This is a genomic window from Vibrio sp. Isolate33 (assembly GCF_022397895.1).
GTDB classification, from domain to species: Bacteria; Pseudomonadota; Gammaproteobacteria; order Enterobacterales; family Vibrionaceae; genus Vibrio; species Vibrio pomeroyi.
Map to the genome: position 1 here is coordinate 14,883 of NZ_JAKEUP010000016.1, position 26,999 is coordinate 41,881.

At 45.0% G+C, this 26,999-nt stretch carries 19 protein-coding genes and 1 riboswitch; of the genes, 9 read left to right on the plus strand and 10 right to left on the minus strand.

Annotated features, from left to right (window positions below; translation table 11 throughout):
• The first annotated feature begins 164 nt into the window (after positions 1-164).
• The 3 genes from glgC to L1D37_RS18815 all read left to right on the plus strand — a co-directional run bounded on the left by glgC (position 165) and on the right by L1D37_RS18815 (position 3,921).
• On the plus strand, positions 165-1,394 hold the full coding sequence (gene glgC, locus L1D37_RS18805) for a glucose-1-phosphate adenylyltransferase (RefSeq protein ID WP_128644363.1): 1,230 nt from the start codon (positions 165-167) through the stop codon (positions 1,392-1,394).
• A complete protein-coding gene (gene glgA, locus L1D37_RS18810) occupies positions 1,384-2,838 on the plus strand; it encodes a glycogen synthase GlgA (RefSeq protein ID WP_176680144.1) in 1,455 nt (484 codons plus the stop codon). Before glgC ends, glgA begins: the two co-directional genes overlap by 11 nt.
• A 285-nt stretch (positions 2,839-3,123) precedes the next feature.
• Positions 3,124-3,921 (plus strand): alpha/beta fold hydrolase, encoded by a 798-nt coding sequence (locus tag L1D37_RS18815; RefSeq protein ID WP_017630854.1) that lies wholly within the window; start codon positions 3,124-3,126, stop codon positions 3,919-3,921.
• 125 nt (positions 3,922-4,046) lie between these two features.
• On the opposite strand, the gene L1D37_RS18820 is transcribed toward L1D37_RS18815, so the two are convergent.
• From L1D37_RS18820 to torD, 5 genes are all read right to left on the minus strand, one after another.
• On the minus strand, positions 4,047-4,364 hold the full coding sequence (locus tag L1D37_RS18820; RefSeq protein ID WP_017111051.1) for a DUF2007 domain-containing protein: 318 nt from the start codon (positions 4,362-4,364) through the stop codon (positions 4,047-4,049).
• Between the two features lie 46 nt (positions 4,365-4,410).
• Positions 4,411-5,091, minus strand: coding sequence for a TVP38/TMEM64 family protein (locus L1D37_RS18825; RefSeq protein ID WP_239848777.1), 681 nt, complete (start codon positions 5,089-5,091; stop codon positions 4,411-4,413).
• Between the two features lie 133 nt (positions 5,092-5,224).
• Positions 5,225-5,815 carry a TfoX/Sxy family DNA transformation protein gene (locus L1D37_RS18830; RefSeq protein WP_176680141.1) on the minus strand — a complete coding sequence of 197 codons (591 nt, stop codon included), beginning with the start codon at positions 5,813-5,815 and terminating at the stop codon, positions 5,225-5,227.
• Positions 5,816-5,942: 127 nt separating this feature from the next.
• Positions 5,943-6,028: riboswitch (cyclic di-GMP riboswitch) on the minus strand.
• 170 nt (positions 6,029-6,198) lie between these two features.
• On the minus strand, positions 6,199-7,203 hold the full coding sequence (gene purR, locus L1D37_RS18835) for an HTH-type transcriptional repressor PurR (protein ID WP_239848778.1): 1,005 nt from the start codon (positions 7,201-7,203) through the stop codon (positions 6,199-6,201).
• Between the two features lie 314 nt (positions 7,204-7,517).
• Positions 7,518-8,165: a molecular chaperone TorD gene (torD, locus tag L1D37_RS18840; protein ID WP_239848779.1), complete on the minus strand. Its 648-nt coding sequence runs from the start codon at positions 8,163-8,165 to the stop codon at positions 7,518-7,520.
• Between the two features lie 286 nt (positions 8,166-8,451).
• On the opposite strand from torD, the gene torR reads away from it, so the two are divergent.
• Positions 8,452-9,165, plus strand: coding sequence for a two-component system response regulator TorR (gene torR / locus L1D37_RS18845; protein ID WP_017631175.1), 714 nt, complete (start codon positions 8,452-8,454; stop codon positions 9,163-9,165).
• Positions 9,166-9,366: 201 nt separating this feature from the next.
• Here the strand turns inward: torR and elyC are convergent, their stop codons facing one another.
• A complete protein-coding gene (gene elyC / locus L1D37_RS18850; RefSeq protein ID WP_239848780.1) occupies positions 9,367-10,215 on the minus strand; it encodes an envelope biogenesis factor ElyC in 849 nt (282 codons plus the stop codon).
• Positions 10,216-10,330: 115 nt separating this feature from the next.
• Here elyC and cmoM point away from each other — a divergent pair, with 115 nt between their 5' ends.
• From cmoM to fdhF, 5 genes are all read left to right on the plus strand, one after another.
• Positions 10,331-11,116, plus strand: a complete 786-nt coding sequence (gene cmoM / locus L1D37_RS18855; protein WP_239848781.1) for a tRNA uridine 5-oxyacetic acid(34) methyltransferase CmoM — start codon at positions 10,331-10,333, stop codon at positions 11,114-11,116.
• Between the two features lie 125 nt (positions 11,117-11,241).
• The gene (gene mukF, locus L1D37_RS18860; protein WP_017055049.1) at positions 11,242-12,579 is read left to right on the plus strand and encodes a chromosome partition protein MukF; all 1,338 of its coding nucleotides are present in this window, start codon (positions 11,242-11,244) and stop codon (positions 12,577-12,579) included.
• The gene (gene mukE, locus L1D37_RS18865) at positions 12,560-13,366 is read left to right on the plus strand and encodes a chromosome partition protein MukE (protein WP_239848782.1); all 807 of its coding nucleotides are present in this window, start codon (positions 12,560-12,562) and stop codon (positions 13,364-13,366) included. Before mukF ends, mukE begins: the two co-directional genes overlap by 20 nt.
• On the plus strand, positions 13,363-17,823 hold the full coding sequence (gene mukB / locus L1D37_RS18870; protein ID WP_239848783.1) for a chromosome partition protein MukB: 4,461 nt from the start codon (positions 13,363-13,365) through the stop codon (positions 17,821-17,823). The genes mukE and mukB overlap by 4 nt, the downstream gene beginning before the upstream one ends.
• 327 nt (positions 17,824-18,150) lie before the next feature.
• Entirely contained in the window at positions 18,151-22,380 is a 4,230-nt protein-coding gene (gene fdhF / locus L1D37_RS18875) for a formate dehydrogenase subunit alpha (protein ID WP_239848784.1), read from the plus strand.
• 110 nt (positions 22,381-22,490) lie between these two features.
• Here the strand turns inward: fdhF and L1D37_RS18880 are convergent, their stop codons facing one another.
• The 4 genes from L1D37_RS18880 to cmoB form a co-directional block, all read right to left on the minus strand.
• Positions 22,491-23,471: an alpha-L-glutamate ligase-like protein gene (locus L1D37_RS18880; RefSeq protein ID WP_026084277.1), complete on the minus strand. Its 981-nt coding sequence runs from the start codon at positions 23,469-23,471 to the stop codon at positions 22,491-22,493.
• A 3-nt stretch (positions 23,472-23,474) separates the two neighbouring features.
• Positions 23,475-24,980, minus strand: coding sequence for an inactive transglutaminase family protein (locus L1D37_RS18885; protein WP_065585128.1), 1,506 nt, complete (start codon positions 24,978-24,980; stop codon positions 23,475-23,477).
• Positions 24,981-24,997: 17 nt separating this feature from the next.
• The gene (locus tag L1D37_RS18890) at positions 24,998-25,738 is read right to left on the minus strand and encodes an ATP-dependent zinc protease (protein ID WP_065585129.1); all 741 of its coding nucleotides are present in this window, start codon (positions 25,736-25,738) and stop codon (positions 24,998-25,000) included.
• Between the two features lie 288 nt (positions 25,739-26,026).
• Positions 26,027-26,998, minus strand: coding sequence for a tRNA 5-methoxyuridine(34)/uridine 5-oxyacetic acid(34) synthase CmoB (cmoB, locus tag L1D37_RS18895; protein ID WP_086775336.1), 972 nt, complete (start codon positions 26,996-26,998; stop codon positions 26,027-26,029).
• Position 26,999: the final 1 nt, after the last annotated feature.

Below are 26,999 nucleotides of genomic sequence, written 5' to 3' on the forward strand. Positions count from 1 at the left end.
ATATAAAACCAAGTGCAAAGAATAGTGCACGGACAACAACGTTTGGCTTAGGATACTGTCACTGTATGTGAATGGATATTCGCTAAGTACCGAAATAAGTGTTGGTGCTCATCCCCCAGAGGAAGATACCTCTACGAGCACTGACATCGACAAGCTATAAATATATGGAGAATAAAATGGCTGGTGTATTGGGAATGATTCTTGCTGGTGGTGAAGGCTCTCGCTTAAGACCTTTAACTGAATCTCGCAGCAAACCCTCGGTTCCTTTCGGTGGTAGCTACCGCTTAATTGATTTCGCTTTGAACAACTTCGTTAATGCTGATCTTATGAAGATCTATGTATTAACACAATTCAAGTCACAATCTCTGTTCCACCATATGAAAAAAGGTTGGAATATCAGTGGCATAACAGACCGTTTTATCGACCCAATTCCTGCGCAAATGCGTACGGGTAAGCGTTGGTATGAAGGTACTGCAGATGCCATCTATCAAAACCTTCGCTTCATGCAGTTGGAAGAACCAGATCAAGTTTGTATTTTTGGTTCAGATCATATTTACAAAATGGACATTAAGCAGATGCTTGATTTCCACAAAGAAAAGAAAGCTGCGCTAACTGTTTCTGCACTGCGTATGCCGCTTGCTGAAGCATCAGAGTTTGGTGTTATCGAAGTGGATGCGGAAGGTCGTATGATTGGTTTTGAAGAAAAACCAGCTAACCCTAAGTCAATTCCGGGTGACCCAGAATCTGCGCTTGTTTCTATGGGTAACTACGTATTTGAAGCAAACGAGCTTTTCGCTGAGCTTGTTGAAGATGCAGATAAAGAAGATTCGACGCACGACTTCGGCAAAGACATCATTCCAAATATGGTTCCACGCGGTGATGTGTTTGTTTACGACTTCAGCACCAACCGTATTACTGGTGAGAAAGAAGAAGTTTACTGGCGCGATGTAGGTACGATTGACGCGTACTGGCAAGCTCACATGGACCTTCTTGAAAAAGATGCGCCATTCTCTCTATACAACCGCAAGTGGCCACTACATACTTACTATCCGCCATTACCACCTGCGACGTTTACTGATTCGGCAAATGGCCGTGTTCAGATCATCGACAGCTTAGTGTGTAACGGTAGTTACGTACGCGGTTCTCGTATTGAGAAGTGTGTACTGGGTTTCCGCAGCAATATCGCATCAGCGTGTGATATTAGCGAAAGTATCTTATTGGGCGATGTGAAAGTGGGCGAGGGTTGTGTACTTCGTCGTGTTATCGTTGATAAAGATGCAGACATCGCACCTGGCACGCAGATCGGCGTAAACCTGAAAGAAGATAAAAAGCATTACCACGTATCTGACGATGGTGTAGTAGTTATTCCTAAAGGAGCACGAGTTGGTTACTAAGACTCTCTCGGTACTTTTTGTAGCGTCTGAAGTTGAAGGCTTGATTAAAAGTGGTGGCTTGGCTGATGTAGCCAAGGCACTGCCGAAAGCGTTACAAACACTCGAACAGGACGTTCGAGTGACCATCCCCGCTTACCGCAACATTCCAAACATTGATTCAGCAGAAGTCATCTTAGCGACTGAGCTAGACCATTGGCCTCATACCGCTTATCAAGTAAAAAAACTGAGTGTAGAAGGCGTTCAAGTCTTTGGTATTGAATGTGCCAAGTACTTTGACCGTCCAGAAATGTACGCAGAAAATAACCAAGCTTACGCTGATAATGGAGAGCGCTTCTCATTCTTCAGTGCAGCATGCCTTGATATGCTTCCTAAGCTTGGCTTCCAACCTGATATCATTCACGCGAACGACTGGCATACTGGCTTTGTTCCTTTCTTGCTTAAATCGCGTTACCAACAACACGACTTCTTTGAAAATACACGCAGTGTTATCTCAATTCACAATGCGGTTTTCAAAGGTGTGTTCTCTTACGATGAGTTGCAGTCTCTTCCTGAGATGCACAGCTACAATGTTCCAGAAGCTTCGGTAAGTGATACTCATGTCACCATGCTAAAAGCCGGTGTGATGTGTGCAGACAAAGTGAATGCAGTAAGCCCAACCTATGCAGAAGAGCTCAAAACTGAGCTTGGCAGCCATGGTATGGCAGCGGAGTTCCAACATAGATCTTCTGACTTAGTGGGTATTCTGAATGGCTGTGATTACGGCGCTTGGAACCCTGAAACGGATGCTTTCTTGCCTCGTAAATACAAAGCAACTAAGCACAGCATGGTTCGCGGAAAGTCAGCTTGTAAGCAAAAACTGCAACAAGATGTTGGCCTGCCAGTCATCGATTGCGCTGTGTATGGCATGGTTTGTCGCCTGACAAATCAAAAAGGCGTGCATTACTTATTGCCTATCATTGAGCAGTTTTTGAAGAACGATCTTCAGATCGTGATTGTAGGTACAGGCGATCCTGTGTTGGCGAGTCAGTTGAAAGAACTATCGGCACTTCACTCAGACAAGTTCTCGTTTGTAGAAGCATACAACAACGAGCTAGCGCACTTGGTTGAAGCGGGCTCCGATTTCTTCTTGATGCCTTCCGAATTCGAACCTTGTGGTTTAAACCAGATCTACAGCATGGCTTACGGTACGTTACCGATTGTTCGTTCTGTGGGTGGTTTAAAAGACAGCGTGAATGATTACGATCAGGATCCTGAGGTAGCGACTGGGTTTGCTTTTGAAGAGCCGACGCCGCAAGCGTTATTGGCTGTACTGCATCGTTCATTACTGCTTTATGCACAAAACCCATCTGAAATTAAGCGTGTTCAGCTTTATGCTATGCAGAAAGATTTTAGTTGGGAAGATGCGGCAAAAGAGTATCTTGCGATGTATCACTCTGCATTTTAACACCTTGTATTAGCGTCTAAAGTTAGCTGATGTATAGCAATTGTCTTTAATGAAAGAGGCGCTCTAATCATAGGGTGCCTTTTTGTTTTCTGGTCAGATCACATCACGTTTACAAAGACAAAGCTTGCAAACTCATTTTAGTCAGGTAGAAAAGGTGAGGTTGGTATTCACATGACTAATGACAGGTTTGACACTATTATCACTTAAAGTTCTTAATTGCGTGATATCCTTAGTCATCGCCTCGTGATGAGGCATAGCTCCATTTTAATAATTAAAGCGATAGGTATGTCTGAGAGTTTATTATTTCATAAAACATTTACTCACCCTACGAGCGATGAGTGGGTTGTATTTGTGCATGGCGCAGGAGGCAGCTCCTCTATCTGGTTTAAGCAGATCAAAGCGTATAAGCAGCACTTCAACTTGCTTCTCATTGATCTGAGAGGACATGGTAAATCAGACAACATACTTAAAGAGCTGATTTCGAATCGCTATACGTTCAAATCGGTCACGCTCGATATTCTTAAAGTGTTAGATCACCTCAAAATCCGTTCCGCACACTTCGTGGGCATGTCTCTTGGGACGATTATCGTTCGTAACGTTGCAGAGCTAGCAGCAGGCCGTGTTCGCTCAATGGTACTTGGTGGGGCGGTAACCAAACTCAACACTCGTTCGCAAGTGTTGGTCAAACTCGGTAACCTGAGTAAGCACATCATTCCTTACATGTGGCTTTATAGCCTGTTTGCTTACATTGTGATGCCGCAGAAAAGCCAGAAAGAATCGCGCCACTTGTTTATCCGCGAGGCCAAAAAGCTTTGTCAAAAAGAGTTTAAACGCTGGTTCATCCTGACGGCTGATGTAAACCCTCTGATGAAGTATTTCAAAGATAGAGAGCTACCAATCCCGACTCTCTACTTGATGGGAGAACGTGATTACATGTTCATCAAGCCCGTTAAAGAAATGGTAGAGGCACATGAGTCGAGTGAACTGGTTGAAATCGCAAACTGCGGTCACGTGTGTAATGTTGAAAACCCTGAAGAATTCAACCAACATTCTATCGAGTTTATCCAAAAGCAAATCCAGTGATTTTTTAGGTTCATTCTCTGAGCCGAGTATCAAATCGAATTGAAATAAAACGGGAAGCTAAGTTAGCTTCCCGTTTTTATTTGGAGGAGGTATCTGACTAAATCTCAGGTTGCCTTCGTGAGATATTATTCAGGAGAGGCGGCGCCACACTGCCAACAAGAACCGAATTGCGCTTCATTGACTTCATGACACTCACCACAACGCCACTCTTCATAGATGATCGAATCTTGCTGTTTTTGGTAGTCATTGACAATCGTTCGGGCTTTACTGGCCAATTCTGGCTCATATAACCATACGTAAGGGTCAGTTTCTTCTGTAAATGGGATTTCCCCTTTTAAACCAAACAAACCTTCACCACGGACTTCACACGCAATATTCTCACTTTCTAACAATCCACAGATGATATGGGCTTCTGTTGGATTCGATGCACTGAAGATTTTCATTGAGATAGAACCTTATTCGGCTTTAGGTGTTCGTAAGCTATATACGTTATTCAGCGACAGGTGTTGAGCGAAACTTGCTCATCAACCATTTGGCAATAATTGGGAATACACCCAGTAATGCAAACGATAGTAGTACTGAAGGTGAAACGATACCTGAAAGTGAATCAATTTCTGCGAGTTGAGTACCAGCATTCAAGAAAACAGCAGTACCAGGTAGCATGCCTATTTGGCTCGTAATGTAGTAACGAGAAACTGACATTGGGGTTAAACCCATCAGTAGATTGATAAGGAAAAACGGGAATACAGGAATTAGGCGAAGCGAGAATAAGTAAAATGCCCCGTCTTTTTCTACGCCCTTGTTAATTGTCGCTAATTTGTCACCAAATTTGGTTTGGATCCAATCACGTAACAGGTAACGGCTACTCAGGAAGGCGAGGGTCGCACCAATAGCGCTTGCGAAAGATACCAGCAGTAAACTGTTCCAGAAGCCAAACAGTGCAGCCCCTAAGAGCGTGACGACTGCAGCGCCAGGAATTGAGAAAGCAGTGATCATTACGTACGCGATAAAATAGATAGCAGCGGCGGCAATAAAGTTGCTGTCAATGTAGTCATTCAAAACGGCTTGTTGGGCCTTGGCGTTTTCAAGCGTTAGGTACTGGCCAAAATTGACGCCTAACAAGATGATGGTTACGACCAACACAATACCCAATATCATTTTCTTACTCATTGATACTTCCTCTAATTTTCAATGCATACCATTAGTATAGATAGACAGGCAAAGCATAGATTAACTTTCAGCAGATATAAAAAAAGCCGCAAAAAATGCGGCTTAGTTATATAAGTAGTTTGAACTGACAAAGTTAATTGACGCGATTGATAAGCTCTTCACGACGCTGCTGCGGTATAACAGACCAATGTGTTCCATTGATCGCACCTTCTAGCGCCCACAGTAATTCAATACTGACAGAGGACGCATGCGATTCCTTGATGGCGTTAAAGGCGTTTACAGAGCCAGATTCATATAAACGTTCAACGGAATCGATTCCTGCTTTTTTCAACATACGCTCAGTAGCGAGTCGAAGATTCGGCAGATCTTTGAGTCGAGTTGGCTTAGCAGAAGACTGTTCAGCTTTTTCTTCTTTAGCGAAACCCAGAGACGTCGTTGCAAGTTCCAAGATCTTCTCTTGGTCTTGCCACAAGCCTTCAGGTAAAGCGAAATATTTAGTAACGACAGGGAAACCACGTTTTTTGTAGACGTACGGTTGAAACCCTTGTTGTTCGAATTGCTTCGTTGTGCATTTGTCTGCCCGGATATGCAGCTGGTCATTAACAACCAGAGCAAACATAGTGTCATCAGCAAAAAGACCGAATCCACCAAACATTGAGCGTGACTTTATTTTTCCTAGGGGCTCAAATAACTTCATTGAGTCCTTTAGTATCGGTTTATCCATGTTATTTATCTCGGTGTATTTGAACTACGCCACCAAATAAGCAGGTCCGAGAGATTAGCAAAATGTTGCAATTAAATTGTCAATAGGCTGTAAATTACTAAATTATCAGTAGTTACTGCATTTTGCCATCGGTAACCCCGCTACCATACCAACGAGTGGTTTAGGCCGGAAGCTTTGCGTCCCACTTTTTCAAGTGGTTTGCCCTGTGCGTGACTGATTGAATAGAATAAAGTTTTTGTTGAATGAGGCTCACACTTGTTATTTCAAAATGTGACATTGCTTCAATTAATGATCTTCCTATTGTGCATATAGGTTCATTGTGGTTGTTGATAAAAAAAGCGCACCCAAAGGTGCGCTTAATGAAATAAAACTCGTTTTATCAATTAATTTAACGTTTTAACTGTACTTCGTTCAACAATCTCAGGATGCATTTCGAAGACACGCTTCTCGTGATCTTTGTCTTTTATGCGTTCTAATAAAATCTCGAATGCATTCTTACCAACACGACGTTTAGGTTGGTGAACCGTTGTTAACGGTGGAGAGAAGTACTCAGCCAGTTCGATGTTGTCGTAACCGATCACTGAAATATCTTCAGGGATACGGATGCCTTTTTCTTGCAGTCGGCTCATTAAGCCCAGCGCCATTGTATCGTTGAAACAGAATACCGCTGTTGGGCGATCTTTCATTTCGACGATTTGCTCTGCAGCAAGAACAGCAGTATCACACTCGAAGTTACCTTCAATGATCATGTTGTCATCGGCAGCAATCTTAGCTTCATTGAGTGCGCGTTTGTAACCTGCGATACGTTCTACACAGGCCGCTTTGTCTAAGTGGCCACTTAAACAAGCAATCTTAGAGTGACCGCGCTCAATAAGGTATTTGGTTGCTAGGTAGCCACCTTCTTCAGAGTTATCGATGATCTTGTCAGCTTGAGAACTCTCTGGGCCCCAGTCCATGATAACTTTAGGGATGTCAGCGTGACGATCTAACATCTCTCTTAGTTCTTCAGTTAGGTCTGAACACATAACTAAGATGCCATCTACACGTTTCTCTGCAAGCATTCGAATGTAGTCACGTTGCTTCTCATAGATACCACCCGTGTTACACAGGATCAAAGTGTAACCTTGACGGTAGCAGTAGCTCTCAACACCATCGATAACTTCAGAGAAGAATAGGTTGGTTGATTGAGTAACAAGCATGCCGATAGTGCGTGTTGTATTGCACTTCAAACTACGAGCAACCGCGCTTGGTGCATAGTTCAGTTCATCTACGGCTTTGTTTACTTTTTCTTGAGTCGCTTCTGCAACAAAACGTGTTTTGTTGATTACGTGAGAAACGGTTGTTGTTGATACGCCGGCTAAGCGAGCGACATCTTTTATAGTGGCCATGGTTTTATCCTATTAGAAGCTACTTTCCCAAAGTACGGAATGAAGTAGCCGTTAAGCTACCTAACTAAGAGCTTAAATTTGTAGGGCTCTTTGGGTACTAAAGTGCTAAAAAACAAAAAACCGCTATGAGCGGCTTGTCTTAACACCGAAATGCTCTGAACTTTAATAAGCATAGCATTTCGTGAATGTTTCATATTTTATCGTTTGCGGTCACAATTTTAGACTGACTAGAAATTACTCGCAATAAAATTCACCCAGAAATCCGGGTGAATTGTCACATTCTACTGAATTTATTTACTTAGTCGCCCAATAAGCTATTCACCAGCTAAATATTGAGTGTCCAACTGACAGAATGCGAGTAGCAGAGATGAGACTGAAGCGTAGAAACCGAATTCATCAACGTCATGACATTTAACGTTGAATTTTGGTACCCAAGTTAGGAGTTGTTGTTCGATAAACTGTTGTTGAACAGCAAATGACTTCTCTAGCTCTTCTTCAAGCTCTGTTTCGTTAGAACGAATGATCAAGTTACCAAGGAAGTCGAGTTCGATAGCAATGTGGTCTGCTGGCTCTTTCAGGTCTTGGTTAACCACTAAGTTGTGTTTAGCCATGATCTCTTCCATCTCTTTTGCAGGCTTATCGTTCAAAAGGCCTGTCTCACCGATGTACATAGAAGCGTATGGAAGGGCACCATGTTTATCTGTCTTTAAGAAAAGATCGCAAAAGTCAGCAGACAGTTCCAGTTGAGCGTCTTCACGTGTTTGCAGACGGTTTAGCGCGTCAACTAAGCTATCAATCGATGGCTTTAGTGTTTCATTTTCGCCTAAACCAGTTAGGAAAGAACGAATCTCAACAGAGTGGTAATGATCGAGTTCTTCTTGAGTGAGCTCTTTGGCGAATAAGCTTGATAGCCACCAGTAGATTTCTGCTCTTTGCTCGTTGAACGCTTTCGTATCTTTCATTTCTTGGATCCTGATTTAGTCTTGCGGCGTTTGTATACTCAATATCGTCAAGTGATTTGGGATATAAACACCAAGGCTGAATAACAAGGTTATTTGCGAAACGCAAAGTTACTCGTTAGTAGTAATGCCTATATTGAATTGCGATGGGCGATAAATAGCAAGGTTTAAGATTGTCTTGTATCAAAAAAGATTCATCTTTCTGGCTTTTATCTTCTGTAACACTAGAATTGTTACTAGTTATGAATAGAATAGTTACTGAAACTATTAAATAAGAAAAGTGGTGTAGATGAGCTATCACGTATTAGTCGTAGAAGATGATGTGGTAACCCGCAGTAAACTGGTTGGATACTTCCAGAACGAAGGTTACACAGTGAGCGAAGCAGAAAGCGGCGCTCAAATGAGAAACGTGTTAGATGAAAACAACGTTGACCTCATTATGCTGGACATCAACTTACCAGGCGAAGATGGATTGATGCTAACTCGCGAATTACGCAGTCAATCAGACATTGGAATTATTTTAGTTACTGGACGCACGGATAGCATCGACAAAATCGTTGGCCTTGAAATGGGCGCGGACGATTACGTTACTAAACCTTTCGAACTTCGCGAGTTATTGGTTCGAGTTAAAAACCTACTTTGGCGTATTTCTGCCGCTCGTAAAACGGCAGCAGGCGCAGTAGAAGAAACATCAGACGAGTCTGTGGTTCGTTTCGGTGAGTGGACATTTGATATCCCTCGTCGCGCGCTAAGCAAAAACGGCGAGCCAGTGAAGCTGACTAAAGCTGAATATGAACTGTTGGTGGCTTTGTCTTCTTACCCTAACCAAGTATTAAGCCGCGAGCGTATTCTGAATATGATCAGCCACCGAGTGGATGCACCTAACGATCGTACGATCGACGTATTGATCCGCCGCATGCGTGCAAAAATGGAATTCGACCCTAAGAATCCACAAATCTTTGTGACGGTTCATGGTGAAGGTTACATGTTCGCTGGTGACTAATGTTCTGCGTGAACTTCTAGTTAGTAACGGCATATGAACGAAAAAGCCGAGACATCAATGATGTCTCGGCTTTTTTATTGCTTAGCTTTTTTTATTACTTAGCTTTTGTCGTTATCGAACTGACAGCCTACGAATTGTTTTGCGATTTCGTCTGCCAATAATCTGAGTAAAACATAAGCAGAGAGAAACATCAGATTGAGTTTACTGTGCTGCAGAAACTTCACCGTCTTCCTCGATTAAGCTTGAAGGCTCAGGAACAACAAGTGGCTCTTCCGAAATATCGTTACTGGTGTCTAGCCAGTCACGTAGGCTTTGCCAAACCAATCCCATGGTCTCGTGCCAGTAACGCTCTGTCTGTTCTAGATAGATCGCTTTAGGCATGTACTTATTCCAAGGCTCAACAATACCTTCTTGTGCAAGGTAGTTGGTTGGTGCTGGTAATGGTTTCATGCCAGCAGCGTGGAATTCATTCAGCGCACGAGTCATGTGGCTCGCAGATGTCACCAATACCATCTTTTTGTTTTTAACAAACGCGGCAGCTTGGCGAGCTTCTTCCCAAGTGTCTTTTGCTGTCTCAAGCAAAATGATATCGGGTTTTGCAACGCCAAGGGCTAGGGCAACCTTAGCCATCATTCTTGCGTTACTCACTTCAGTACCAGCGCCGTAGCCTGACAAGATAAGCTTGGCACCAGGGTAAAGACGTAGAATACGAATCCCTTCACTCAAACGCATCAAACCTGTGCGGCTAAGTTCTGATGTTGGTGGGATTTGGTCGTCAACGACATGACCACTTCCAAGCACCATCACGTAATCGACGGTGTCGTCGACAGGTAAAAAAGCGGTGTGTTGCCTTTCCATTGGCATTAAAAGTTGGCTAGAAACTGGCTGGAAAGCGATTAGGAAAATACCACAGAGGGCTGAAAGGGTAATTAGGCAACCAGTCTTCCTTTTGGTAGTAAACATCACTAGGGCTAAGCCCAGAAAAGCGAGAATTAACATTGCTGGCAGTGGCATCAATAGTGAAGACACTACTTTTTTCAGCTCAAACATATCCGAATAGTCCGAAAAAACATCACTTAGTAGTAAAAAGAGACATCGCCTCTTTATTCCTGAAATTCCTGTGACAGAATAGCAGGCACGATAGGACATAATAACTCAAGTAGCCGTGACTGAAGACCGTAATTTCGACGATATTGCCCACAAATTTGCAAAAAATATTTACGGCTCTGACAAAGGAGAGATCCGTCAGATCATCGTATGGGAAGATTTAGAACAAGCTTTGAGCAAATTTGAGCATTCAGCGTCACCGCTGCATGTGCTTGATGCTGGGGGCGGGTTGGCACAGATGTCGCAAAAAATTGCGGCACTTGGTCATAAGGTTTCTCTATGTGATCTTTCTTCTGAGATGCTAAAGCTTGCAGAAGAAAGTATCAACGAAGCGGGTTTGTTAGAGCTGTATCGATTTATCCATTCTCCAGTGCAAAAAGTGTCAGAACACCTCGATGAAAAAGTCGATGTTGTGATGTTTCATGCCGTAATGGAATGGCTAGCCGACCCGAAAGAGGCGCTTGATTTATTGCTTGAACAAGTCAAACCGGGTGGCGTTGCCTCGATAATGTTTTATAACCACCACGGATTAGTCCTGAAAAATGTGATTTGTGGCAACATTCCTCATGTATTGAATGGGATGCCACATCGAAAACGGTTTAAGCTGCAACCACAAAAAGGCTTGAAGCCAGAAGAGGTTTACCAATGGATAGAAGACGCTGGTCTAGACATCTGTGGTAAATCAGGCATTCGCTCGTTCAGTGACTACATAGGTAATATGGAGTACATGGGCGATTACCAATTTGAAGATGTATTGGAACTAGAAAAACAGCTATGTCGCCAAGAGCCATATCTGTCGTTAGGCCGTTATATTCACGTTTGGGCTCAAAAACCTGCGCAATAACAGCGGTGAATGTGGTAAAAGAAGCCACAACATGCGCTATGCAATCGTAAGAAGCCCGCGTCATAAAGAAATAGGCGTCATATCTAACATGTTCGATATGACGAAGAACAGTAACAGGAACCACAATGAGTGAAATGACTCAAACTGCCGAAGAGCAGCCAATTGATGAGTTGGTGGGCTGGGTCAAGCAGCATGATTTTTCATTAAACTTGCCGCCAGAGCGCTTAGCATTTTTGATTGCTATCGCAGTACTAAGCAATGAAAGGTTCGATGAAGAGTTGGGCGAAGGTGAACTGCACGATGCATTTACCATCGTCACTCGACTGTTTGAAGATACTGGCGAAGCGTCTGCGTTTCGTGCCAACAACGCCATCAATGAGTTGGTTAAACAGAAGCTGATTAGCCGCTTTACTAGCGAAATCACCGATGGTGCGAGCATTTACCGTTTGTCGCCATTAGCGATTGGTATCTCAGATTATTACTTGCGTCACCGTCAGTTCTCAAAACTAAAATTGTCTATCCAGCTTTCTATGGTTGCCGACGAGATGGCGAAAGCTATTGAAGCAGCGCAGAAGGGCGGAACTCCAGGACATTGGAGAAAGAACGTTTACGGCGTGCTCAAGTATTCTGTTGGTGAAATTTTCGATCAGATCGATCTTAACCAACGTGTTATGGATGAGCAGCAGCAAACCGTTAAGCAGCAAATTGCCGATCTTTTAAACAAAGATTGGCGAGAAGCGATCAACAACTGTGAAACCTTGCTATCAGAAACCTCGTCCACGCTAAAAGAATTGCAAGACACCTTGCAAGCGGCGGGTGATGAACTGCAAACACAGATCCTCGATATTCAAGAAATTGTTTACGGTGACGATGAACTCGAGTTCGTTGGCGAAACCCTATTCGGCTTGCAGATGAAGCTCGACCGAATCACTAGTTGGGGCCAGCAAGCGATCGATTTGTGGATCGGCTACGATCGCCACGTTCACAAGTTTATCCGTACCGCGATTGATATGGATAAAAACCGTGCCTTTAGCCAACGCTTGCGTCAGTCGGTTACCGACTACTTCGATGCGCCTTGGTTATTGACCTACGCCGATGCTGAAAAGCTGACTGATTTGCGTGATGAAGCTTTGGTACTTCGTGATGATGAAGTCATGGGCCAAGCACCAATCGACGTAGAATACGAAGAATTTGAGCAAGTGAATGATCTGCTTTCAGACCGAATTGCAGAGATGTTAAAAGCTCACAAACAGCAAGGTGCGCCAATTGATCTAGGCCTTGTGCTACGCGATTACCTCGCTGCACACCCTCGCACACACCATTTTGATTTAGCCAGAATTGTTGTCGACCAAGCCGTGCGCTTAGGTTACTCAGAGTCTGACTATCAGGCTATTCAGCCAGATTGGCAGGCAATCAACGATTTCGGTGCAAAGGTACAAGCAAATGTCATTAACAAGTACTGATGATTACATGCCAGAGAAACTGGTAAAAGCGATAGCGAACCCATTGTTCCCTGCGCTAGACAGCATGCTGCGTTCAGGTAAGCATATTTCAACAGAAGACCTAGATAACCACGCGTTACTTTCTGATTTTGAAGTTGAGCTTCAGCATTTCTACCAACGTTACAACACCGAGCTTGTGAAAGCGCCAGAAGGCTTCTTTTACCTGCGTCCACGTTCTACGTCGCTAATTGGTCGCAGCGTTTTGTCTGAGCTAGACATGCTCGTAGGTAAGGTACTGTGTTTCTTATACCTAAGCCCAGAGCGTCTTGCTCATGAAGGTATCTTCACTAACCAAGAGCTGTTTGATGAGTTGATGTCGTTAGCGGATGAGAAAAAACTCATGAAGCTAGCAACCAACCGTGCGTCGGGTTCTGACTTAGACAAAGAGAAACTGTTTGAAAAAGTGCGTACTTCTCTACGTCGCTTACGTCGTATTGGCATGTTGATAGCGATTGGCGAGACAGGCAAGTTCCGTATCAGCGAAGCGGTATTCCGTTTTGGTGCTGACGTACGTGTTGGCGATGACATGAAAGAAGCTCAACTGCGTCTTATCCGTGATGGTGAAGCTGTGGTGCATACTCAAGAGCCTAACCAAGGTAGCTTGTTAAATGAAGAGCAAGCTGAAACCACATCAGAAGTCGATGCAGGCGTAGACGAAAACGGTCAACAAGACATTTTTAACGATCAAGCTGACTTTGACCTTGAGTCAAACGACGGCGAACCAACAAAAGTAGAAGGTGAAGCATGATTGAAAGAGGTAAGTATCAATCATTAACCATGGTCAACTGGAACGGCTTCTTCGCGCGTACTTTTGATATTGATGGATTGGTTACAACGCTTTCTGGCGGTAACGGTGCAGGTAAGTCGACCACAATGGCGGCATTCATCACAGCACTTATCCCTGACCAAAGCCTTCTGCATTTCCGTAACACAACGGAAGCGGGTAGCTCACAGTCATCTCGTGATAAAGGCCTTTACGGTAAGCTTCAGCCTGGCGCATGTTATGCAGCGCTGGATGTAGTGAACTCTCGTAATCAACGCTTGTTGTTTGCAGTAAAACTGCAGCAAGTTGCGGGTCGTGACAAGAAAGTAGACATCAAGCCGTTCGTTATTCAAGGCCTTCCAAGTCATGTGAAACCAACGGATGTATTGATTCAGAACGTTTCAGACAGCCACGCTCGTGTATGTCAATTGAACGATGTGAAAGCAGCGGTAGCGCAATACGAAGGCGCTCACTTTAAAGCGTTCTCTTCGATTGTTGATTATCACTCACAGATGTTTGAGTACGGTGTTGTACCGAAGAAACTGCGTAACAGCAGCGACCGTTCTAAGTTCTACCGTCTAATTGAAGCATCACTTTACGGTGGTATCTCAAGTGCGATTACACGTTCTCTGCGTGATTACCTTCTACCGCAAAATGGTGGTGTGAAGAAAGCATTCCAAGATATGGAATCGGCACTGCGCGAGAACCGCATGACGCTAGAAGCGATCAAGACAACTCAGTCGGATCGTGACTTGTTCAAACACTTGATCACTGAATCTACGAATTACGTGGCTGCGGACTACATGCGCCATGCCAACGATCGTCGTAACAAGTTAGATCAAACCATGAAGTTCCGTGGTGAACTGTTTGGTTCGCGTGAAACTTTACTTGAGCAAAACAACCTGTTGAATCGAGTTCAAGAAGAACTCGAACTGCTGGTGGATCAAGAATCAGCGCTAGAACAAGACTACCAAGCGGCTTCAGATCACCTTCAATTGGTTCAAACTGCACTTCGCCAGCAAGAGAAAATTGCTCGCTACAGCGAAGATCTAGAAGAGCTTAATGAGCGTCTAGAAGAGCAGATGATGGTGGTTGAAGAAGCTCAAGAGCGAGTACTTCTTGCAGAAGAGCAGGCAACCATTACTGAAGAAGAAGTGGATAGCCTGAAAACTCAGCTTGCTGATTACCAACAAGCGTTGGATGTTCAGCAGACTCGTGCGCTTCAATACCAGCAAGCGGTTCAAGCATTAGAGAAAACCAAGCAGTTACTAGGTGATGAATCTATTACTGCAGAAAGCGCGTTAACCTTGGTTTCTGAGCTAAAAGCACAAGAAGAATCAAGCACTCAGACGTTACTGTCGACTAAGCACAAGCTAGACATGTCTTCTGCAGCTTCTGCACAGTTCGACAAAGCACTGTCTTTGGTTAAGAGCATCGTTGGTGACGTTGAACGTAAGGAAGCGTCTCACAGTGCTAAGCAAGCTCTAGAAAAAGGCCGTAACGCTAAACACGTTGTTGAGAACGAACAGCAATGGCGTGCTCAGCACCGCGACATGGCTCGCGATGTCGCGCAGCAACGTCAAGCAAAAGAGCTTGCGACTGAATACCAAAAGCAACACAACATTTCACTGACTGACGAAGCGGTTTTTGACGAAGAGCGCGAACGTCATGCCATGCAGATCGAAACGCTTGAGTATGCTCAAGAAGAGCTGCGTGAAGCGAAAAGTGAACAACGTCGTGTGCAGCAAAACCACGATCAAGAGATTCAAAAGCTAGAGTCTATTGCTCCTGCTTGGATCACAGCAAACGATGCGCTTGAAGCATTGAGAGATCAAACTGAAGCTGAACTAGAAGATAGCCAAGCGGTAATGACTCAAATGCAGCAAGTACTTGAAGACGAAAAGTCTCAAGCGGTTGCAAAAGATCAATTGGCAACTCGCCGAGCTGAACTTGAGCAAGAAATCGAGCGTCTAGCATCTCCAGGTGGTTCTAACGATCCTCGTCTGAAAGGCCTAGCGGATACGCTTGGAGGCGTATTGCTTTCTGAGATCTACGACGACATCACGATTGGTGATGCGCCTTACTTCAGTGCGATGTACGGCCCGGCTCGTCATGCAATTGTGGTTTCAGATCTTGATGGCATCAAAGAGAAGCTGATTGATCTTGATGATTGTCCAGAAGACCTTTACATCCTAGAAGGCGATGTAGACGCGTTTGATGACAGCTCATTCAACGCGGACGAGTTAGAAGGCGCAGTATGCGTTCAACTGAACGATCGCCAAATGCGTTACTCTCGTTTCCCTGAGATCCCACTGTTTGGTCGTGCGGCTCGTGAACAGCGTTTAGAGAAATTGCGTGAAGAGCGTGATGTGGTTGTTGAAAACCATGCCAAAGCAGCGTTTGACTCTCAAAAACTGAATCGCCTATACCAAGCATTCAACAGCTTTGTTGCGAAGCACCTGCACGTTGCGTTCAACGCAGATCCAGAACAGGCGCTCGCGTCTATTCGCGATAAGCGTAACCAAATTGTTCGTTCTCTGGCAGAGCTAGATTCTAAAGAGCAACAACAACGCAGTCAGCTTCTACAAAGCAAACAGGCACTTGGTGCATTAGACAAACTCGCGCCTATGGTTCGTATTCTTGAAGACGAAACATTAGCTGAGCGTCTCGCTGAATTAGAAGCACAACTAGAGCGTTTGAGCGAAGCGAAGTCTTACTTGAACACTCATGGCAAAGCACTTGCGTCACTAGAGCAAATCGTTTCAGCACTCGATGCTGACCCAGAGCAATTTGAAGCTTTGGAAGCGGAGTACCGTCAGGCAGACAACGCACTACAAACGCTAAAAGGCAAAGTATTCGCACTGTCTGATCTGATTGAACGTCGTCACTACTTTGCTTACGCTGATTCTGTTGACCTGCTTAACAAGAGCAGCGAACTGAGCGAGCAGTTGAAAGCGAAACTGGTTCAAGCGGAACAAGCAAGAGCGAAAGGTCGTGATGGCCTGAAACAAGCTCGTGAACAGATGAACCAGTACAACCAAGTATTGGCAGCACTGAAGAGCTCGCACCAAGCGAAACAAGAAACGGTTCAAGAGTTCAAGCAAGAGCTGCAAGAGTTCGGTGTAAATGCTGATGAAGGCGCTGAAGAACGTGCTGTACGTCGTCGTGACGAGCTACAAGAGCGTCTACACACGTCTCGCAGTCGTAAGAGCGAATACGAGCGCACGATTACCTCAACTGAACTTGAGATGAAAGCGCTGGCTAAGCGTCTTAAGAAAGTACAGAAAGAGTACACCGAGCTTCGTACCTTCGTGGTTGCAGCAAAAGCAGGTTGGTGTTCAGTTCTACGTTTAGCTCGTGAGAATGACGTTGAACGTCGTCTACACAAGCGTGAACTGGCTTACCTAACGGCAGGCGAACTTCGCTCAATGTCGGATAAGTCACTGGGTGCACTACGTTTGGCTGTGGCTGACAATGAGGACCTACGTGATTCGCTGCGTCTATCGGAAGACAACGCGCATCCAGAGCGTAAGGTTCTTTTCTACATTGCGGTTTACCAACATCTTCGCGAACGTATTCGCCAAGACATCATTCATACGGATGATCCGGTTGAAGCAATCGAAGAGATGGAAGTTGAGCTAGCTCGATTAACAGAAGAGCTGACCCAGCGTGAAAACCGCCTAGCGATCAGCTCTGAGTCGGTAGCAAGCATCATTAAGAAGACGATTCAGCGTGAGCAGAACCGTATTCGTATGCTGAACCAAGGCTTGTCGAACATTTACTTTGGTCAGGTTAAGGGCGTACGTCTGAATGTTAAGATCCGCGAAAGTCACGAAATCTTGCTATCAGGCCTCGCGACTCAACAAGAGCAGCACAAAGACTTGTTCGAGACGACTCGTTTCACCTTCTCTGAAGCGATGGCGAAGTTGTTCCAACGTGTGAACCCACACATCGACATGGGTCAACGTTCTCCGCAAGTTCTAGGTGAAGAGCTACTGGATTACCGTAACTACTTAGAGCTAAGTGTTGAAGTTAACCGTGGCTCTGATGGTTGGTTACAAGCGGAATCGGGCGCACTGTCTACCGGTGAGGCGATCGGTACTGGTCAATCTATCCTATTGATGGTTGTTCAGAGCTGGGAAGAAGAGTCTCGTCGACTTCGTAGCAAAGACATTGTTCCATGTCGCTTGTTGTTCCTTGATGAAGCAGCACGTCTGGATGCGAAGTCTATCTCTACACTGTTTGAACTGTGTGACCGTCTAGGTATGCAGCTTCTGATTGCAGCGCCAGAGAACATCAGCCCAGAGAAGGGTACTACCTACAAGCTGGTACGTAAGGTCTTCAAAGATCACGAACACGTACACGTTGTTGGCCTGCGTGGTTTTGCACAAAACAAACCTGCATCGCCAGTGCAAGAGCTGATTGAAGAAGCTGAGCAGTAAGCTTTAAGCCGGTTTATCATATCAATTCAAAGCCCCTATTCACTTTATATACAGTGGTAGGGGCTTTTTAATATCTGAAATCTAATCTCCCTGATTACACCTGCCTTCCTCAAATTATCTTTATCTTCAATTTAATGTTTTCCATATACAGATAAGACCACTCATACCTTATGGTTATTATCAATGGAACTTGTTTGAGGTCACACGCACAAAACCATAATTAATGTATGGTAATTACATAGATTAAATAATATTAATAATATTGTATTACTTTATTTTTAATTATTGATAACTCGCAGTGTGCGAAAGGTAAAGGTAGGACAGGCTATGATTCAAATCGTCATTGATGGGAAATTTCGAATCGTCGAACAAGGGCAAACCGTTCTTGAGGCGGCAAAAACATGTGGTTTAGAGATTCCATCGTTATGTGGTTTGAACAAAACAGCGGACAAGGTGCCGTGTGATTTGTGTGTGGTTGAAGTGGATGGGATGGGCGTGACACGCTCTTGTGAGCTTGAGGTAGCCAATGGGTTGAACATCACCACTCAATCTAAACAGCTAACGGTTCATCGACAAGATGCGCTGAATCGTATCATGGCAGACCACTACGCTGACTGTGAAGCGCCATGCCAAACTGCTTGCCCTGCGGGAGTCGATATTCAATCTTATCTTCATCATATTGCGCAAAATGATCATACCAAAGCCATCGAAGTGATTAAGAAAACACTGCCGATGCCACTATCGATTGGTCGTGTGTGTCCTGCTTTCTGTGAAACCGAGTGTCGAAGAAATTTAGTCGATGATTCGATTGCGATTCGCCAACTCAAGCGACACGCAGCCGATGCCGATTTGGCTGCTCAAGAGAGCTACATGCCTGCGAAGAAACCCAGCAAAGGCAAGAGCATTGCGATTGTCGGCAGTGGACCTGGTGGTTTAACAGCAGGCTATTACCTGTCTAATGAGGGCTATGACGTCAGTGTTTATGAATCGATGCCCCAAGCTGGTGGCTGGTTGCGTTATGGGATTCCTGAATATCGTCTACCGAAATCGATTCTAGATAAAGAAATCGAACTCATGTGTCGTAACGGAATGGCAGTAGAGTGCGACAAGAAGCTTGGTGTTGACTTTACCTTGTCAGATCTTAGTCGTGACTTTGATGCGGTCTGCTTAGCAGTGGGTGCATCACAAGCCGTTGAGATGAATTATCCCGGTAGTGACCTTAGTGGCTGCTACCTAGGTGTTGATTATCTGAAAGATTATGTGACTGACAAACACTTCACTACGGGCAAAAAAGTCGCTGTGATTGGTGGTGGTAACACGGCGATTGACTGCGCTCGAACCGCAGTACGTGATGGTGCGGACACCACGCTGATCTATCGTCGCACACGAGATGAAATGCCAGCTGAAGATTATGAGATCGAAGAAGCTGAACACGAAGGTGTTAAGTTCCACTTCTTGACTAACCCGGCTGAGAACATTGCTGATGATAATGGCCATGTATCTGAGATTCGATTAGAACGTATGGCGCTTGGTCCTGCAGATGCTTCTGGTCGTCGTAGTCCTAAACCAACGGGTGAGTTCTTTGTTGAAGCGTTCGATACGGTTATCGCTGCGGTGTCGCAGAAACCAGATTTAAGCTTCATGGATAATGAAGAGATTGATATCCCACTAACTCGTTGGAACACTGCGGATGCTGATCCGCAAACTATGCACACAGGTACGGGCAATATATTTAGTATCGGTGACTTCCGTCGTGGTCCAGCGACAGCAGTCGAAGCGGTAGGAGACGGGCGTATTGCTGCGCAAGCGATCGACCGATTCTTCAATGGTGATATGGAAAATATTCCGGCTAAACCGTTTAACTCAAGAAAGCATAATCAGCTCAAAGCCGTTGATCCCGAGCAGTACAAGTCGATACAACGTATGGCACGTAAAATCATGCCAGAGCTAACACCAGAGCAGCGAGAGCAAAGCTTTGAAGAAGTAGAAACTGGCTTTGATAATACTGATGCAATCGCAGAAGCCACAAGATGTCTAGAGTGTGGTTGCCAAGCCAATACCGACTGCGACCTTCGTGATTACTCGACTGAGTACAAGGCAACCCAAACACATCCAGAATACAAAATTGATGTCGCTTCTAATGAGAGCTGGCAAGCTATTCGCGCAGAGGAATCCAAAGTTGGATCGACAAGGCAGAAGTTTGCTGTCGATGATAGCTCTGAATTCATCATCTTTGACGCCAACCGCTGCATCAGTTGTGGTCAGTGTATCCAAGCGTGTCGTGAACAGAACGTTCATGGCGTTCTAAGCTTCATGAATCAGTCTGACGGGAAGCCAGCTTCAAGACCTGAATGTCGCCCGAATTTTGGGGCTGACAAGACCTTAATGGGCGACTCTAATTGTGTTCAATGTGGCTCTTGCATTCAGGCATGTCCAACAGGTGCGATGGTGGATGCGAGAGATAAAAAACAAGGCGATACCGACATCCTTAAAAAGGTCGACACTATCTGCACCTACTGTGGTGTGGGCTGTAAGCTGACTATGCATGTTGACGAAGCGAAGAACAAAATCCGTTATATCGAGGGCGGTGATTCTCCGGTTAACGAAGGCATGTTGTGTGTTAAAGGACGTTTCGGTTTTGACTTCGTCGCTAGTGATGCCCGCCTTACAACACCGTTAATTCGTAAAGATGGCTGGTTACAACCTGCGAGTTGGGAAGAAGCCATTACGCTGATTGCCGGCAAGTTCACGGCGATCAAACAAGGTTTTGGTAGTAATGCATTAGCAGGTTTCTCATCGGCTAAAACCACCAATGAAGATAACTACGCTTTCCAAAAATTCATTCGTCGTGAACTTGGCACCAACAACGTCGACCATTGTGCTCGTCTTTGCCATGCTTCAACGGTAACCGGGCTTGAAGCTTCGCTAGGTAGTGGAGCGATGACCAACGATATTCCAAGCATCAAACACTCGGACGTGATCTTTATCATTGGTTCTGACACCACATCCGCGCACCCAATTATCGGCTCACACATCAAACAGGCAGTAAGGCATAACGGTGCTCGACTGATCGTAGCAGATCCTAAGAGAATCGATATTGCCGATCATGCTGAGCTTTACCTAGCACACCGACCGGGTACAGACGTGATGCTGATTAATGGTGTGATGCAGCAGATCATCAAGCACGGTTGGTACGACCAAGAGTACATTGATGATCGTGTCGATGGCTTTGATACCTTGCTACAAGAGGTAATGTCACCAAGCTACTCGTTAGACAAAGTAGAGTTGGTGACTGGTGTTAAAGCGGAAGACATCTTCGCGATGGCGCGCTTGATAGGTACTGCAGAACGCACTGCGGTGTATTACTCCATGGGTATCACGCAACACACCACTGGCCATGACAACGTTCGCTCGATTGCTAACCTGCAGCTCTTGTGTGGCAACATCGGTATCGAAGGTGGTGGCATCAACCCGCTGCGTGGTCAATCGAATGTTCAAGGTGCATGCGACATGGGCGCGTTGCCAAATAACTTGCCGGGTTATCAGAAAGTCTATAACCCAATGGTTCGCCAAAAATTCGCGATGGAGTGGGGCGTTGCTGATTTGCCTGCTGAAACGGGCTTAACACTGACCGAGATTATTGATGGCGCGTGTAATCGAGATGTACGTGGTTTATATGTGATGGGTGAAAACCCTGTGCTAAGCGATCCGAATCAAGCACACGTTATTGAAGGGCTTGAAGCGTTAGATTTCCTTGTGGTGCAAGACATCTTCTTAACCGAAACGGCGCAGTATGCCGATGTGGTTCTACCGTCTTGCTCGTTCGCCGAGAAGTCTGGTCACTTTACCAATACTGAGCGACGCGTTCAGCGCATTAACCCAGCGGTATTGCCTCCAGGTGACGCGAAAGAGGATTGGGTGATTATCCAAATGCTAGCCAACGCGATGGGTGGTGGTTGGAGCTACGATTCAGTTGCGGATATTACCAATGAGATTGCTCGCGTCACGCCACAATATGGTGGTTTACGTTGGGAAAACATCACGGTTAATGGCGTGCAATGGCCAAGCAATAAGAACAACCCTGACGGTACTCGTATTATGCACCAGACTCAGTTCACTCGTGGGCGTGGTCAGATGGAAGCGATTCCGTTTCGATATGCGGCAGAGCTGCCAGATGCAGAATACCCGCTAGTATTAACGACTGGGCGTATCCTAGAGCAATTCCATACAGGTACTATGACGCGCAAAACGAAAGGTCTGGATAACTTAGCAGGGCCACGTGCTATGGTTAGTGTTCATGATGCTGAGGCGTTAGGGATATCGAATGGTCAGATGCTCAAAGTATCGACACGTCGTGGTGAAATTGAAATCGCGGCGTTTGTAACCAAGCGAATGCAGAAAGGCGTGGTGTTTATTCCATTCCACTTTGTGGAATCACCAGTCAACCGTTTGACAACCACAGCGACCGATCCGCATGCCAAGATCCCAGAGTTTAAGGTAGCGGCAGTGCGTATTGATCCGATTCGTGAGCCTGAAATTGAAGCGACAGAGGCTTAGCCCAACCAGTTAAATTAATGGCAGATACTAAAAAGCCGCGTAACTCTGAGAGTTATGCGGCTTTTTTATTGAGCTCTATTAGGTATCAAGTGACCTAGTCAGCAAATAGCTTAGTTTGGAACAATCTCGTTACCGTGAACACCGAATTGCTTAGCAGCGTATGCCACGCGCTCTGCAGGTTTCGGGTATTCAGCTGGTGTACCAAGGTTCTCAATATGGTGCAATCGAGGTAGCAGACCAGCACCGTTCGCTATTTGGATAGCTAAACCTGGACGTGCGTTAAGCTCAAGTACCATTGGGCCTTCTTCTTGGTCTAGAACCATGTCAGTACCCATGTAGCCAAGACCTGTCATTTCCCAAGCGCTTGATGCCAGTGTTAGCAGTTTTTCCCAATGCGGCACTTGAAGTAGTGCCAACTCTTTACCCGTATCTGGGTGGTGAGTGACTGGGTGGTCAAACTGAACTGCACGAACGGCTTTACCCGTCGCGATACAAATACCTACACCTACAGCGCCTTGGTGCAAGTTAGCCTTGCCGTCTGAAGCTGAAGTAGATAAACGCATCATCGCCATAACAGGATAGCCCTTGAATACGATGATTCGTACATCTGGCACACCTTCGTAACTGAAGCCATCGAAACACTCATCAAACTTAATGAGGTTTTCAACTACCGCCACATCGTTCTTACCACCAAGTGAGAAAAGACCCGCAAGAGCATTACTGATGTGACGCTCTACGTCTTCTTCATTGATAGTTGAACCTGATGGCTTGGTATAAACGCCATCCTTGTGAGAAGTCACAACAAGGATGCCTTTACCACCACTGCCTTGAGCTGGCTTGATTACGAACCCCGGCCACTCTTTTACCATCTTGTGGATTGTTTTTACTTCAGCTTGGTGACCAATAACGCCAATCAGCTTTGGCACCGTAGCGCCAGCCTGTTCAGCAATGATCTTAGTCTTAAGCTTGTCATCAACGAGTGGATATTTGGAACGATCATTGTAGCGACCAATGTAACTATGGTTACGCTTGTTCATTCCCATTATGCCTTTGTCTTTCAACCTAAACGGTGAAGTAAACTGATCAAACATAACTTAGTCCTCCGCTAGCGGTTTAAAGCGACGAAGCTCAGTTAGACGGTAGCCTGTGTAGTTACCTAGTAGCAAGATGGTCGCTAGAATAACAAGCTGTAAACCAATAAAGTTAAACGTTAAGTGCTGAATGAACGGGTTAGTCATGCCTAAGTAAACAAGAACCGCAGTGAATAGAGAACCACCACCTTGTAGCATTACTTCTTTCGCGCCTTCTTCTTCCCATAGGATAGACATACGTTCGATAGTCCAAGATAGGATGATCATCGGGAAGAACGTAATTGATAGACCTTCAGTTAGACCGACTTTAAACGCGACCACGGTAAACACAGAGATAATCATGATTACCGTAATGATTACGGCGGATATCCTGGCTACCAGTAGCAAGTTGAGTTTGGATAAGTAACTTCGAATAATAAGACCCGTACCAACGATCAGTAGGAAGCCCACAATACCTGTTACCAGTTGTGTTTGAACAAAGGCCACCGCAATCAGAACTGGCATGAAGGTACCAGACGTTTTCAAACCGATGATGACACGCAAGAACACAACAATAAGCGCACCGATAGGAATCAGCATGATGGTTTTAAACATCGCTTGCTCTTCCAACGGTAGGCTGTGAATTGATAGGTTTAACAGCTGATCAGCAGAAACTTTACTGTTGGTTGCTTCAGTCGGTGAAACCTCTTGAGCAATCATAGAGAAGTGAACTTTACTGTTCTGACCGCCCACTACATCTAGCAGAGACACGTTTGACTCGTCCCAGATCAGTAGGTTTGGTTGAACTTGTTGTTCGCTGGATTCAGGAGAGAACAGGATCCACTCATCGTTATCCCAAATCTGAATCATGTTCTGAATAGATTGACGACGACGACCATCTTCTAGCTCGATAACACCAACCACTTTGTTGTGTATTTTCGCTGCTGAAAGTAGCTTGTGTGTCGCTTCCACTTTGGTCATGTTGTTCAGAATCAGCGCCGAGTTTTGGCTGTCTGGATCATTAAGCGTTTTGATGAGCTCACGAGTGAACGTTAGATTGTCTGCAGAACGCTTTGTTGCTCTATCAATCAGAGCAAGAGACGCCGCTTCTTCCGGACCGTCGAAGCTTGGTTGAACCACTTCACCTTCTGGTGGTGTGTCGTTCACTTTAGCTTGGTTGTCTACGAGGAATTGTGTCTTGTAGTAGATGGTTTGAGGGCCATCTGCGTAGCGAATAGACCACTCAGCACGACGACCTGACTCAGTATTTAAGTAAGAAATACCGTAACCTGGTGATGAAGCCGATTCGCCGATAAGTGTGTAGTTAGACTGAGTATGAGGAGCCGCTAAGGAAACTTTCGCTTCTTTGCCTACAGCGTTGAACTCAATGCGAGCTTCAACGTCCCAAACCTGCCTGGTTTCCCCTGGAGTCCAAGGTACACCGTAGGTCGTATGTCTGAACATACTCAGTGTTATACCTGCCACGATAAGCAGGAATATAGAGATATAAAATGGAATTCTTGACGTCATAGCTTACCCTACTATTGTTATTTAACTTCCGTTTGTACGTACTTTTTACTTACATCTACTAGCGCTATGTCTTTGATAAATTCGCGCCCTAGTAATACAGGGTGACTCATTTGAGAGCGATCCGCCAATGTAAATTGCGCTTTTTCATGGATTTTTCCAACTTTAACCCATAATTCAATCACAGCTCGACGTTCTGTCTGATCATTCGTTGATTGACGGATTTTTACATAACGTACAACAGGTGCTTCAATCCATTTTTGGTCTTCTGCCGCTTGTCCTTGGTCTTCTAGGTGGAACTTAACCCAATTCTTACCATTTCGTTCGAATTCTTTGATATCTACTGCATTTAAAGAAGAGGTCGTTGCGCCAGTATCAACTCGAGCATCAAAGCTTTGTTTGATTGAGTCGATAGACACTTTTTCGATTCCGCCAAGGATAGTTGGTTGTGAGGTAGGAGCGATAGGAGCCGCTGCAACTGCCACGGGTTCTTCTTCCTCTAGCTCTTCAATGACTTTATGTTCCATGCTGGTTAGATGAACATCTAACTGATTTGAAAGGGTGATGATTTCGTCTTCTAAGCTTTCAATGTAATCACTTTGATTGCTGACTTGCAGTTCAAGATTTTGAACCTTATTTGCGATGTTTGTCTCTGAGCGGGCAATAGCATCGAGAGTTTCTTGGTGGTAGGCGGCACCGTTAGTAAGGGTACAGCCAGAGAGCAAACCAACCGCCACAATAGGCGATAATCGCTTAAACATAAAAAAACCTTTGGAAATTAGAGAATAGTTCAGACTATTTAGAAGTTTAGCCCACAAAAAAGGATGCGTGAAGCATCCTATTGTAAGAGTCTGGTCATATTGAATCGCAATGTGAGCGCTACGCCAATTATTGTAATTTGAAATAGCTCACTTATTAAACATAAGTCAATTTTCGTTCAATTTACGCGCATTTTTGTGAAAGCTAACAGCGAAGCAAAAGGTGGTGCTGTAGCCACCAAAAAGCCATTACTCTGTTATCAACTAAATAATGGCTTTCGGACATCACATTTATGGCTTGGTCGCCACAAGAATGGCACGTCTTGGTGCTGGGTGACCTTCAACCGTTTTACTTGGATCATTCGGGTCTAAGTAATCTGGTAGTGAGTTGTGTGTCATCCATTCTGTCGTGCGTTGCTCGCCGATTGTTGTGACATTCTCATCCACGATACGAACATCTTCAAATCCAACTTGTTCAAGCCAACGTTTTAGTGCGCGAGCAGAAGGGAAGAAGTACACGTTTCTCATCTGCGCGTAGCGGTCAACAGGAACCAGAACAGCATTTTCATCGCCTTCAATCACTAAGGTTTCAAGCACCAATTCACCGCCAGACACCAATTGGTCTTTCAGTTGAATCAAGTGATCAAGCGGTGAGCGACGGTGGTATAGCACACCCATGCTGAATACAGTGTCGTACGCTTCCAGTTTTGGTAGTTGTTCGATACCTAAAGGTAACAGGTGCGCACGTTGGTCATCGCCCATTAACTTACGGATCGCTTCAAACTGAACCAAGAAAAGATGAGAAGGGTCGATACCCACGGTTAAACGTGCGCCTTCGCCAAGCATGCGCCACATGTGGTAACCATTGCCACAACCTACATCGAGCACAGAACGGTTTTTAAGTGGTGAGATATGTGGAAGCACACGATCCCATTTCCAGTCGCTGCGCCATTCCGTATCGATATGAATGTCGTGAACCGTGTAAGGGCCTTTTCTCCAAGGGTGGAAAGTCTTCAGTAAGCTTTCTAACTTTTTAAGTTCACCCGTGTGAAACGGTGTAGAACTGCTAATGGTCACTGAGTTTTTCAGATCAACTTGGTCGGGCACACCTTGTGGAATCTTGTTCAGTGCACGTAACCAGCGGTCGAAGTCGCCGTGTTCTGCATTTTGCCAATCCGTCAGCTGTTGAGGAAGAACATTTAGCCACGGCTGAAGGCGAGTATCTTGGGCAATAAGTTGATAAAAATTGGCAAAATTAAACATT